Genomic DNA, 11,256 nt, shown 5'->3' with positions numbered 1-11,256 from the left:
ATCCTCCTCCTCAGCCGATCCCGGGTGCCCCGGCGACGCTCTCGCCGGTCGCGCGGTACAGCAGATAGGCAGCAGTCTCCCGCAGGATGTAGCGGAGCTGGGTGCCGCGGGTCTGCACGGCCGGGCCCTGCCGGGTCGGCGAGCTCTCCGCCTCGATGCCGGCGTCCTCGGCCATCCGCTCGGCACGCAGGGCGTGCCACGGGTCGGTGACCACGACGGCGTGGTGCCAGCCGCGCTCACCGAAGGCCGCGGACACCGCCCGCATGCTCTCCAGGGTGTCCACGCCCTCGGGCACGGCCAGCAGGGCGCCGGCCGGCACCCCGGAGCTCGCCAGGTACTCGCGGCCGGCCTCCGCCTCGGTGAACGCGTCGCCTGCCGCCCGACCGCCCACGGTCACGATCACCGGGGCCACGCCGTCCTCGTACAGGGTGATCGCGTGCTCCAGCCGGGCCTCGAAGATCGAGGACGGGACGCCGTTGTACTGGGCAGAGCCCAGCACGACGATCGCGTCGGAGGCAGGCCGCGAGTCCTGCCGGGCGTTCCACCAGATGGCCAGTCCCGTCGAGGCCACCAGCAGGACGAACGCGAGGACGGCGGCGCCGGCGACCCGGTTCAACAGGTTCCCGATGCGCACCCCCACGGGTCATGGGTACCACGCGCAGCTGACGAGACGAGACCCCTGGGGGCAGTGGTGCGTTCGGCCCCGTCCAGGGCACCGCCCCGAGCGTGCGAGGTCGACGGCCCCGTCCCGAGGCTCGGCGCGAGCGGACGAGCGGCGAGGGGGACGGGTCCTTCTGGGGCCCCCTGTCACGAGCCGGCGCGAGCGCCACCCAGCGCAGCGCGGCCGGCCTCCAGCCGGGCCACCGGCACCCGGAACGGCGAGCAGGACACGTAGTCCAGCCCGACCTCGTGGAAGAAGTGGACAGAGTCCGGGTCGCCGCCGTGCTCGCCGCAGATGCCCAGCTTGAGGTCAGGACGCGCCGCGCGGCCGGCCTCGACGGCGAGCTCCACGAGCGTCCCCACGCCCTCGCGGTCCAGCGACTCGAACGGCGAGACGCCGAAGATCCCCTTGTCCAGGTACTGGTGGAAGAACGCCGCCTCGACGTCGTCCCGGGAGAAGCCCCAGGTCATCTGCGTGAGGTCGTTGGTGCCGAAGGAGAAGAACTCCGCCGACCCGGCTATCTCCCCCGCCGTCAGCGCCGCCCGGGGTACCTCGATCATGGTGCCGATCAGCGCGTCGATCGCCACGTCGGCGCGCTCGCACACCTCGCGGAGCACCTTCTCCGACTCCTCGCGGATCGCCTCGAGCTCCTGCACGGCCCCGACCAGCGGGATCATGATCTCCGGCCGCGGGTCGCCGCCGGCCCTGCGCCGCTCGCAGGCGGCCTCGGCGATCGCCCGCACCTGCATCGCGAACAGCCCCGGGACGACCAGGCCCAGCCGCACGCCGCGCAGCCCCAGCATGGGATTCGACTCGTGCATGCCCCGCACGGCTGCGAGCAGCCGCAGGTTCCCCTCGTCGGGCTCGCCGCGCTCCTCGGCGAGCGCGACGCGGACCGACAGCTCGGTGAGGTCGGGCAGGAACTCGTGCAGCGGCGGGTCGAGCAGTCGCACGGTCACCGGCAGCCCGTCCATCGCCTCGAAGATCTCCAGGAAGTCCTGCCTCTGCAGCGGCTCAAGGGCGTCGAGGGCAGCCTGCCGCTCCTCGTCGCCGTCGGCCAGGATCAGCTTCTCCACCAGCTGCCGGCGGTCGCCCAGGAACATGTGCTCGGTCCGGCAGAGGCCGATGCCCCGGGCGCCGAAGCGCCGGGCCCGGGCGGAGTCCTCGGGAGTGTCGGCGTTGGTACGGACGTCGAGGCGCCGCTGCTCGTCGGCGTGGGCCAGGATGCGGTGCACGCTGCGCACCAGGTCGTCGGCCTCGTCGGACTCGGGATCGATCTCGCCCTCGAAGTAGCGGACCACCGACGAGGGCTCCACCGGGACCTCGCCGAGCCAGACCCGGCCGGTCGACCCGTCGATGGAGATGACGTCGCCCTCGTTGACCTCGGTGCCGTCGGGCGCGGTGAACTTCTTGGCCTTGGTGTCGACCTGCAGCTCCTCGGCACCGCAGACGCAGGTCTTGCCCATGCCACGGGCGACGACGGCCGCGTGCGAGGTCTTGCCGCCGCGGCTGGTGAGCACGCCCTCGGCCGCGATCATGCCGGAGAGGTCGTCGGGGTTGGTCTCCCGGCGGACCAGCACGACCTTCTCCCCGCGGTCCGCCCACTGGACGGCGACCTCGGAGGAGAAGACCGCCTTGCCCACGGCCGCGCCCGGGGAGGCGTTCATGCCCTGGGTGAGCTGCTTGGCGTCCCCGCCCGAGACGAACCGCGGGAACATGAGCTGTGCCAGCTGGTCCCCGGTCACCCGGCGCACGGCCTCGTCCATGTCGATCAGGCCCTCGTCGACCAGCTGGGTGGCGATGACGAAGGCCGCCGCGGCGGTGCGCTTGCCGACGCGGGTCTGGAGCATCCACAGCTTGTTGCGCTCGATGGTGAACTCGATGTCGCAGAGGTCGCGGTAGTGCGACTCCAGACGCGACATCGTCGTCATCAGCTCGTCGTAGGCGTGCTTGTCGATGTTCTCGAGGTCGGCCAGTGGCACGGTGTTGCGGATGCCGGCGACGACGTCCTCCCCCTGGGCGTTCTGCAGGTAGTCGCCATAGACGCCCTGCGCGCCACTGCCGGGGTCACGGGTGAAGGCGACGCCGGTCCCGGAGTCGGAGCCGAGGTTGCCGAAGACCATCGAGCAGACGTTGACCGCGGTGCCGGCGTCGCTCGGGATCCGCTCCCGGCGGCGGTAGATGATCGCCCGGTCGGAGTTCCACGAGTCGAAGACGGCGTTGATCGCCATGTCCATCTGCGCGCGCGGGTCCTGCGGGAAGTCCTGGCCGGTCTCGTCCCGCACGATCGCCTTGAACCGCGCGACGACGTCCTTCAGGTGCTCGGCGTCCAGGTCGAGGTCGAGGTCCGTGCCCTGCTCGCGCTTGACTTCGTCGAGGGCGTGCTCGAACAGCTCGCCATCGATGTCCAGCACGGTCTTGCCGAACATCTGGATCAGCCGGCGGTAGGAATCCCAGGCGAACCGCTCGCTGCCCGACTGCCGCGCCAGCCCCTGGACCGACTCGTCGTTGAGCCCGACGTTGAGAACGGTCTCCATCATCCCGGGCATGGACGCCGCCGCGCCCGAGCGCACGGACACCAGCAGCGGGTCGTCCGGGTCGCCCAGCGTCTTGCCCATGGCCTTCTCGAGCGCGGTCAGGTGCTCGATGACCTGCTGGTCGAGCTCGGGCGGGGTGTCGCCGTGCTCCAGGTAGTAGCGGCAGGCGTCGGTGGTGATGGTGAAGCCGGGCGGGACGGGCAGCCCCAGATTGGTCATCTCCGCCAGGTTGGCGCCCTTGCCGCCCAGCAGATCCTTCTGGTCCTTGTTGCCCTCGCTGAAGTCGTAGATCCACTTGGTGGACGAAGCGCTGGTCACCGTTGACACCTCCGCGTTCGGGAGCCGGTCCCCCGCTTAGCCGAGATGGTGCCGCACCGGACGCGTCCGGTCTCCCCTCCCAGCCAACTGCGGCGCATGGTCGTGCCATGCCGACCGGCGACTGGGAGGATCTTGACGCAGGGGGCGGGGCGGCGCGATTCGGCGTCTACCGGGCCTGGGTGACCCCGCAGATCCGGGGACCGTCCTCGCCGATGACGGCCAGCTCGCTGGTCGCCCCGTCCGACCACTCGACGGTGACGCGCCGCTCGCCGTCGACCTCACGAGTGGTGCCGACGTCTCCGGCACCCTCGCCGAGGTAGGCACCGGCGACCTCCTCGGGTGAGAGCCGGATGCGCTCGTCCTGGCAGAGGAGCTGGTGGGCGGTCTCCGTGTCGTCCTGGGCGAGCGCGGCCAGGAAGACGCCGGTGACCTCCTGGGCCTGCTCCTCGCCCGTCCCCTTCAGGACGAGGGTCAGCACCACCATGAGGACGGCGAAGGCGGCCGTGCCCCCGAAGATCCAGAGGAGAAGGCCGTTGGCGCGACGCGGCGTGCCGGTGTGCAGCGGAGCCGGGCCGTCGTCGTACAGATAGGGGCCCTGGGTGCTGCTCATCCGCCACTCACCTCGAGCTCAGCCCCGGCCGGCGGCCGAGGGTCGTCGCGGTCGGCCAGCCAGCCCTCGGGCAGGGCGACCGGCCGCGGGGTGCTGGTCCGCCCACGCGGGGCACCGAGGACGGCGGCCGGGTAGGGCTGGTCGGGGATGCCGGCCAGCAGCTCGGCCAGCTCGTCGAGGCCGCTCACCATCGCCAGCGCCCGGCGGACGTCGGAACCCACGGAGAAGCCCTTGAGGTACCAGGCGACGTGCTTGCGGAAGTCGGTGCAGCCGTGCAGCTCGCCCTGTTCCTCCGACAGCAGGGTGGCGTGGCGATGCATGATCGCCGCGACCTCGGCCATGGTCGGGAGCGCGCGGCGCGGCGCCCCTCCGAAGGCGGCGGCGAGGTCACCGAACAGCCAGGGCCGGCCGAGGCAGCCCCGCCCGATGACGACGCCCGCGCAGCCGGTCTCGGCGACCATGCGCAGGGCGTCGTCGGCCTCCCAGATGTCGCCGTTGCCGAGCACGGGGATGTCGACGGCCTCGACCAGGCGGGCGATGGAGGACCAGTCGGCGGTGCCGCTGTAGAGCTGGTCGGCGGTGCGCCCGTGCAGGGTGATCGCGGCGGCGCCCTCGTCCTGCGCCGTCCGGCCGGCGTCGAGGTAGGTGACGTGGTCGGCGTCGATGCCGATACGGGTCTTGACGGTGACCGGGACGTCCTTGGCAGCGCGGACGGCCGACCGCACGATGTCTCGGAAGAGCACCCGCCGCCAGGGCAGTGCCGATCCCCCGCCCTTGCGGGTCACCTTGGGCACCGGGCAGCCGAAGTTCAGGTCGATGTGCGCCGGACGGGTGCCGGCGACGCCCTCGTCGACGAGCATCTCGACCGCTCGACCGACGGTGGCCGGGTCGACCCCGTAGAGCTGGACGGAGAACGCGTCCTTCTCGTCGGCGGTCGCCCGCACCATCCGCAGGGTCTTCTCGTTGCGCTCGACCAGCGCGCGCGTGGTGATCATCTCGCAGACGTAGAGCCCCGCCCCGAACTCGCGGCACAGCGTGCGGAAGGCCGGGTTGGTGATGCCGGCCATCGGCGCGAGCACCACGGCGGGGTCGACCGCGAGGGCACCGAGCTTGAGCGGCGGCAGCGGCGCCGTCGTCGGCTCGAGCGCGCTGGTCACGCCACCCAGGGTAGGCGGCGAGGTCCGGGCCCACGCCGTCCGCCCGAGTGAGGAGTTGTGGTCGTCGCCACCGGCGTGTCCCGCCGTGTCGGCGACCACAACTCCTCAGTCGGCCAAGCCCCTGCGCGAACCCGTCTCAGCAGCCGGGGAGGCGGGCGGCGAGGTAGGCCTCCACCGCGTCCAGCCCGACCCGCTCCTGGCTCATGGTGTCCCGCTCGCGGATGGTCACCGCCTGGTCCTCGAGGGTGTCGAAGTCGACGGTGATGCAGAACGGCGTCCCGACCTCGTCCTGACGACGGTAGCGGCGGCCGATGGCCCCCGCGTCGTCGAAATCGACGTTCCAGTTCCTCCGCAGCACCGCGGCGAGGTCACGTGCCTTGGGCGAGAGGTCGGCGTTGCGCGACAGCGGCAGGACGGCGGCCTTCACCGGGGCCAGGCGCGGGTCGAGCCTGAGCACCGTGCGGGTGTCGACGCCGCCCTTGGCGTTGGGCGCCTCGTCCTCGGTGTAGGCCTCGATGAGGAAGGCCATCAGCGAACGGGTGAGGCCGGCCGCCGGCTCGATGACGTACGGCGTCCAGCGGGTGTTCGTGGCCTGGTCGAAGTAGGAGAGGTCCGTGCCCGAGTGCTCGGTGTGCGTGGACAGGTCGAAGTCGGTGCGGTTGGCGATGCCCTCCAGCTCGCCCCACTCCGAGCCCTGGAAGCCGAAGCGGTACTCGATGTCGACGGTGCGCTTCGAGTAGTGCGACAGCTTCTCCTTCGGGTGCTCGAAGTGCCGCAGATTCTCCCGGTCGATGCCGAGGCCGGTGTACCAGCTGGTGCGCTGGTCGATCCAGTACTGGTGCCATTCCTCGTCGGTTCCGGGCTCGACGAAGAACTCCATCTCCATCTGCTCGAACTCACGGGTCCGGAAGATGAAGTTGCCGGGGGTGATCTCGTTGCGGAAGGACTTGCCGATCTGCCCGATGCCGAACGGCGGCTTCTTCCGCGCCGCTCCCATGACGTTGGCGAAGTTGACGAAGATGCCCTGGGCGGTCTCCGGGCGCAGGTAGTGCAGCCCCGACTCGTCCTCGACGGGCCCGAGGTAGGTCTTGAGCATCATGTTGAAGTCGCGCGGCTCGGTCCACGCGCCCTTGGTGCCGCAGTTCGGGCAGCTGATGTCGGCCAGCCCGTTCTCCGGCAGCCGGCCCTTCTTCTCCTCGAAGGCCTCCTCGAGGTGGTCGGCCCGGAAGCGCTTGTGGCAGCTCTGGCACTCCGTCAACGGGTCGGTGAAGACGCCGACGTGGCCGGAGGCGACCCACACCTGGCGCGGCAGGATCACCGACGAGTCCAGGCCGACGATGTCGTCCCGGCTCTGGACGACGGTCCGCCACCACTGCTTCTTGATGTTCTCCTTGAGCTCCACCCCGAGGGGCCCGTAGTCCCAGGCGGAGCGGGTGCCGCCGTAGATCTCCCCGGACGGGAAGACGAAGCCCCGTCGCTTGCAGAGGTTGACGACCTTGTCGAGGCGCTGCGGGTCGCGCTTCGCGGTCGAGTCGGCGGTGTTCTCGGGCGCTGCCACAGGGGGCTCCATCCGGCTGGCGGTCGGCGGTTGACCCGCCCACGGTAGTTGGCCGGTCCGCCGTCCCGGGTGCGCGGCCTGCCGGCTGGACCGGGTGGGTCGCGAGTCAGGCAACCAAGGGTGGCGCCGTCGCGGACGCAGGGTCGCGGTCGGAGCCGATCAGGTCGGTGTTGCCGTCGATGGTGCCCCCGCGCAGGAGCATGACCAGCAGTATGGTGCCCAGGACGACCAGCGCCAGCACTACCGCGACGATCCACGGCCAGGTGCGGTACCTGCGCCTGGGCTTCCGACGCGGCGCGACCGTGACCTCGACCGGCGCGGGAACGCCGAACTCCAGGGTGCGGTGGGGCGCCGCCGGAGCCTGGCCGGTGAGCGTCACGGTCGGTTCGTCGTGGTGGACGGGGGGCGCGGCGAGGCGCCCTGCCGCGACGTCCGCCCGTACCGCCCGACCCGGAACCGGTGGCCGGGCCACCTTGAGGGTGGGGTCGACCGACGCCGACGGCGCCTTTCCGGCCGGCTCGTCGGGCGCTGGCTCGGTCATCGCGGTTCCTCCGTCGTCGTCGGCCGGGCTCGTGACCGGCTCGGCCCGAGCCGGACCGTGCCCACGGGCGCTCGATCACGCTTCGCCGCGCGGATTCCCCAGCTCATCGGCCGGCAGGTACACCCCGGGTTCGTCGAGGGCGTACACCCAGACCGGGGCGCCGGTGCTCTTCACCTCGGCGGCCGACAGCGCCCTGCGGTAGGAGCCGACGCCGTCCCAGCGGGTCACCAGGGCCCAGAGCCGGGGGTCGTCCGCCGACCGGCCCAGTTCGCCGTCCCGGAAGCCGGGGCGCGCCGCCATGGCCGCCAGCAGCGGGGCGACCACGGCGGCGAGGGTCTCGCCGTCCTCACCTGTCGCCCGTAGCCGCGTCACTGCGAACATCGTGCTCTCCCGTCCGTGGTCTGCGGCCGCAGACGATGCCATGCCCGCCTGTCACCATGGCGTCATGGCCCGCACCACCCGACAGCGCGCCGCCGTCCGAGCGGTCTTCCAGGACCTCGACGGCTTCCACAGCGCCCAGGAGGTGCATGCCCGGCTGCGGGAGGGCGGCGACCCGGTCGGCTTGTCCACCGTCTACCGGGCGGTGCAGTCCCTCGCCGACGACGGCGAGCTCGACTCCATCCGCACGGACACGGGCGAGGCGCTCTACCGGCGGTGCAGCCCCCAGCACCACCACCACCTGGTCTGCCGTGGCTGCGGACTGACCGTGGAGGTGGCCGGTCCGGCGGTGGAGCAGTGGGCCGACCGGATCGCCGGCGATCACGGCTTCGCCGACGTCAGCCACACGCTCGAGATCTTCGGCACCTGCGCCGCATGCCGGAACGCCGGAACGCCCCAGGCGGACGCACCGTCGGAGCGCACGTCCGCCTGAGCCGGCTCAGCGGACGTCGCGGACCGTCAGGTCCTCCCGCACGTGGACCAGCAGCGTGAACGGGTGACGGCACCGTGGCTGCGGCTCAGGCGCTGCCGAACCGCCGCTGCCGGGACGCGTACTCCTCGCAGGCGGCCCACAGGTGCCGCCGGTCGAAGTCCGGCCAGAGCGTGTCGAGGAAGACGAACTCGGCGTAGGCCGACTGCCACAGCAGGAAGTTGCTGGTGCGGTTCTCCCCCGAGCTGCGCACGAACAGGTCGACGTCGGGCATGTCCGGCTCGTCGAGGTACCGGGCGATCGTCGACTCGTCGATCTTGTCGGGGTTGAGCCGGCCGGCCGCCACCTCGCGGCCGATGGCCGCGGCGGCGTCGGCGATCTCGGCCCGCCCGCCGTAGTTCACGCACATGGTGAGGGTGAGGACGTCGTTGTCGCGGGTCAGCTCCTCCGCGACCTCGAGCTCCTTGATGACGCTGCGCCACAACCGGGGACGACGGCCTGCCCAGCGCACCCGCACCCCGAGCTCGTGCATCTCGTCGCGCCGCCGGCGGATGACGTCGCGGTTGAAGCCCATGAGGAAGCGGACCTCCTCCGGGCTGCGCCGCCAGTTCTCGGTGGAGAACGCGTAGGCGCTGATCGCCGTGATGCCCAGCTCGATGGCGCCCTCGACGCAGTCGAACAGCGAGGACTCCCCCGCCTCGTGCCCCGCCGTCCGGGGCAGGTCGCGCTGCTTGGCCCAGCGGCCGTTGCCGTCCATGACGATCGCGACGTGCCGCGGCACCTTGTCCGCCGGGATCTGCGGCGGGCGGGCGCCCGAGGGATGCGGATCGGGCGCCTTGACCTCGCGGTTCACGAACGGTCCACCAGTGCGAGGGAACGCAGGCCGCGCTCCAGGTGCCACTGCAGCAGGGCCGCGACCAGGCCGCTGCCCTCCCGCCGGTTGGTGCCCTGCGAGGCCTCGGCCCGGTCCCAGTCACCGGTCAGCAGCGCGTCCATCAGCTCGATGGTCACCGGGTTCGGCATCGCCGAGCCGGTGGGCCGGCAGGCGGGGCAGACCATCCCTCCGGCCGGGATGGAGAAGTGCCGGTGCGGGCCGGGCTCGGCGCAGCGCGCGCAGTCGGTCAGCGCCGGCTCCCACCCCGCGACCGACATCGCCCGCAGCAGGAACGCGTCCAGGACCAGACCGGCCGGATGGGTGCGGTCGGCCAGCGACCGGAGTGCCCCGACGACCAGCAGGAACAGCCGGAGCGAGGGCTCCTTCTCCTCCGAGGTGAGCCGGTCGGCGGTCTCCAGGACGGCGGTCCCGGCGGTGTAGGCCGGATAGTCGTCGACGACGTCGTTGCCGTAGGAGCGGATGGACTCCGCCTGGCTGACGATGTCGAGGTTGCGGCCGGTGTAGAGCTGCAGGTCGACGTGGCTGAAGGGCTCCAGCCGCGAGCCGAACTTGCTCTTGGTCCGCCGCACCCCCTTGGCCACCGCGCGCACCTTGCCGTGCCGGCGGGTCAGCACCGTGACGATCCGGTCGGCCTCCCCCAGCTTCTGGGTGCGCAGCACGATCCCCTCGTCCCGGTACAGCGCCTTCGGCGTATGGGCCATCAGTAGCCCAGCCGGTTCAGCTTCTTCGGGTCGTCCTGCCACTCCCCGAGCACGGTGACGTGCAGCTCCAGGTGGACCCGTGCCCCGAGCAGGGTCTCCATCCCTGTCCGGGCCTCGGTGCCGATCTGCTTGATGATCGACCCGCCCCTGCCCAGCAGCATCGGCTTCTGGCTCGGCCGCTCGACGTGCAGCAGGGCGTGCACCTCGACCAGTTCGCCGTCCGGGCGCTTCGGGTCGGGACGACGGCTCATCTCCTCCACGGTGACGGCGAGGGAGTACGGCACCTCCTGGCGGACCTTCTCCAGCGCCGCCTCGCGGATCAGCTCGGCGATCTGGCGCTCGGTGTCCTCGTCGGTGGTCTGCTCCTCCGGGTACAGCGGCGGCCCCTCGGGCAGCAGCCCGACCAGGAGGTCCTCGAGCAGCTCCACCTGGTCACCGTTCACCGCGCTGACCGGCACCACCTCGGCGGCCTCGACCAGCTGGCTGGCGGCCATCAGCTGCTCGGCGACCTGCTTCTTCGAGGCGGCATCGGTCTTGGTGACGACGACGACGACCGGCGCCTTCACCTCGCGCAGCTGGCGGGCGATGAACGCGTCACCGGTGCCCACGGGCTGGTCGGCCGGGACGCAGAACAGGATGACGTCGACGTCGGACAGGGTGTCGCGGACGACGTCGTTGAGCCGCTTGCCCAGCAGGCTCTTGGGCTTGTGCAGGCCGGGGGTGTCGACGAGGACGATCTGCCCGCCCGGCCGGTGCACCACCCCGCGGATGGCGTGCCGCGTGGTCTGCGGGCGGTTGCTGACGATGCCGACCTTCTCGCCGACCAGCGCGTTGGTCAGCGTGGTCTTCCCGGCGTTGGGGCGGCCGACCAGGGCGGCGAAGCCGCTGCGGTGCGGCGTCTGCTCGGGGCTGCTCACGGGTCCAGTCTCCCACCGGGGTCCGACGTGACCTCAGGTCCGGGTGACGGGTGTGCCGCATGGCCCCATTGCGGACGTCGTTCCCGGATTGCCGGCGCTACTGCGGCCGCAATGCTGGAACAACAGCCGCAAGGCGCCGAGGAGCGAGCTCAGACGGTGGTGCGCAGCGCCCCGTCGGGGCCGGCGAGGTGCACGGGCGCGGACGGCGTGAGGTCGCGCACGGCGGACAGCCCGTCGGTCTCCACGGCGTCGGCTGCCGAGACGATCGCGGCCGCCTCCAGGCCCTCCACGCCGCTGGAGACGGCGGCGGCGACCGCAGCCTGCAGCGCCGACAGCTTCAGCGAGGGCAGGGACACCGTCGCGGCGAGGTAGGTGCGCCCGTCGGTGTCGCGGACGGCCGCACCCTCCGGCGCGCCGGTCCGGCCACGGGCGGAACGGGCGAGGATGACGAGCTTGGCGTCCTCGGGCTGCAGGTCGGGCACATCCATGGCGG

The 11,256-nt window shown here is 72.0% G+C and carries 12 protein-coding genes; 1 reads left to right on the top strand and 11 read right to left on the bottom strand.

Features of this window, described 5'->3' with window-relative positions:
• Positions 1-10: 10 nt before the first annotated feature.
• From CHB94_RS11980 to CHB94_RS11950, 7 genes are all read right to left on the bottom strand, one after another.
• On the bottom strand, positions 11-640 hold the full coding sequence (locus tag CHB94_RS11980; protein ID WP_176445525.1) for a YdcF family protein: 630 nt from the start codon (positions 638-640) through the stop codon (positions 11-13).
• Positions 641-807: 167 nt separating this feature from the next.
• Positions 808-3,516, bottom strand: a complete 2,709-nt coding sequence (gene ppdK / locus CHB94_RS11975; RefSeq protein ID WP_089336793.1) for a pyruvate, phosphate dikinase — start codon at positions 3,514-3,516, stop codon at positions 808-810.
• 166 nt (positions 3,517-3,682) lie between these two features.
• Positions 3,683-4,126, bottom strand: a complete 444-nt coding sequence (locus CHB94_RS11970; RefSeq protein ID WP_089336792.1) for a hypothetical protein — start codon at positions 4,124-4,126, stop codon at positions 3,683-3,685.
• Positions 4,123-5,283 (bottom strand): tRNA dihydrouridine synthase DusB, encoded by a 1,161-nt coding sequence (dusB, locus tag CHB94_RS11965; RefSeq protein WP_089336818.1) that lies wholly within the window; start codon positions 5,281-5,283, stop codon positions 4,123-4,125. Before dusB ends, CHB94_RS11970 begins: the two co-directional genes overlap by 4 nt.
• A gap of 136 nt (positions 5,284-5,419) precedes the next feature.
• The gene (locus tag CHB94_RS11960) at positions 5,420-6,841 is read right to left on the bottom strand and encodes a glycine--tRNA ligase (RefSeq protein ID WP_089336791.1); all 1,422 of its coding nucleotides are present in this window, start codon (positions 6,839-6,841) and stop codon (positions 5,420-5,422) included.
• A gap of 106 nt (positions 6,842-6,947) precedes the next feature.
• Positions 6,948-7,382 (bottom strand): hypothetical protein, encoded by a 435-nt coding sequence (locus tag CHB94_RS11955; RefSeq protein ID WP_089336790.1) that lies wholly within the window; start codon positions 7,380-7,382, stop codon positions 6,948-6,950.
• A 75-nt stretch (positions 7,383-7,457) separates the two neighbouring features.
• Positions 7,458-7,763 (bottom strand): antibiotic biosynthesis monooxygenase family protein, encoded by a 306-nt coding sequence (locus tag CHB94_RS11950; protein ID WP_089336789.1) that lies wholly within the window; start codon positions 7,761-7,763, stop codon positions 7,458-7,460.
• 64 nt (positions 7,764-7,827) lie between these two features.
• Here CHB94_RS11950 and CHB94_RS11945 point away from each other — a divergent pair, with 64 nt between their 5' ends.
• Positions 7,828-8,253 (top strand): Fur family transcriptional regulator, encoded by a 426-nt coding sequence (locus CHB94_RS11945; RefSeq protein ID WP_089336788.1) that lies wholly within the window; start codon positions 7,828-7,830, stop codon positions 8,251-8,253.
• A gap of 85 nt (positions 8,254-8,338) precedes the next feature.
• Here the strand turns inward: CHB94_RS11945 and CHB94_RS11940 are convergent, their stop codons facing one another.
• The 4 genes from CHB94_RS11940 to CHB94_RS11925 form a co-directional block, all read right to left on the bottom strand.
• A complete protein-coding gene (locus CHB94_RS11940; RefSeq protein WP_089336787.1) occupies positions 8,339-9,103 on the bottom strand; it encodes an isoprenyl transferase in 765 nt (254 codons plus the stop codon).
• Positions 9,100-9,846, bottom strand: coding sequence for a DNA repair protein RecO (gene recO / locus CHB94_RS11935; RefSeq protein WP_089336786.1), 747 nt, complete (start codon positions 9,844-9,846; stop codon positions 9,100-9,102). The genes CHB94_RS11940 and recO overlap by 4 nt, the downstream gene beginning before the upstream one ends.
• On the bottom strand, positions 9,846-10,763 hold the full coding sequence (gene era / locus CHB94_RS11930) for a GTPase Era (protein ID WP_089336785.1): 918 nt from the start codon (positions 10,761-10,763) through the stop codon (positions 9,846-9,848). Before era ends, recO begins: the two co-directional genes overlap by 1 nt.
• 149 nt (positions 10,764-10,912) lie before the next feature.
• On the bottom strand, positions 10,913-11,251 hold the full coding sequence (locus CHB94_RS11925) for a cytidine deaminase-like protein (RefSeq protein ID WP_254920590.1): 339 nt from the start codon (positions 11,249-11,251) through the stop codon (positions 10,913-10,915).
• Positions 11,252-11,256: the final 5 nt, after the last annotated feature.

Source organism: Blastococcus mobilis (genome assembly GCF_900188025.1).
In the GTDB taxonomy this organism is placed as follows: Bacteria; Actinomycetota; Actinomycetes; order Mycobacteriales; family Geodermatophilaceae; genus Blastococcus_B; species Blastococcus_B mobilis.
Note: the sequence above shows the minus strand (reverse complement) of the source record. Positions and strands in the feature narration are given on the sequence as shown.

Excerpts from the sequence above, each read along its gene's own strand:
- CHB94_RS11970 (WP_089336792.1), bottom strand. The coding sequence starts at position 4,126 with ATGAGCAGCACCCAGGGCCCCTATCTGTACGACGACGGCCCGGCTCCG.
- CHB94_RS11955 (WP_089336790.1), bottom strand. The coding sequence starts at position 7,382 with ATGACCGAGCCAGCGCCCGACGAGCCGGCCGGAAAGGCGCCGTCGGCG.
- CHB94_RS11950 (WP_089336789.1), bottom strand. The coding sequence starts at position 7,763 with ATGTTCGCAGTGACGCGGCTACGGGCGACAGGTGAGGACGGCGAGACC.
- CHB94_RS11945 (WP_089336788.1), top strand. The coding sequence starts at position 7,828 with ATGGCCCGCACCACCCGACAGCGCGCCGCCGTCCGAGCGGTCTTCCAG.
- recO (WP_089336786.1), bottom strand. The coding sequence starts at position 9,846 with ATGGCCCATACGCCGAAGGCGCTGTACCGGGACGAGGGGATCGTGCTG.
- CHB94_RS11925 (WP_254920590.1), bottom strand. The coding sequence starts at position 11,251 with ATGGATGTGCCCGACCTGCAGCCCGAGGACGCCAAGCTCGTCATCCTC.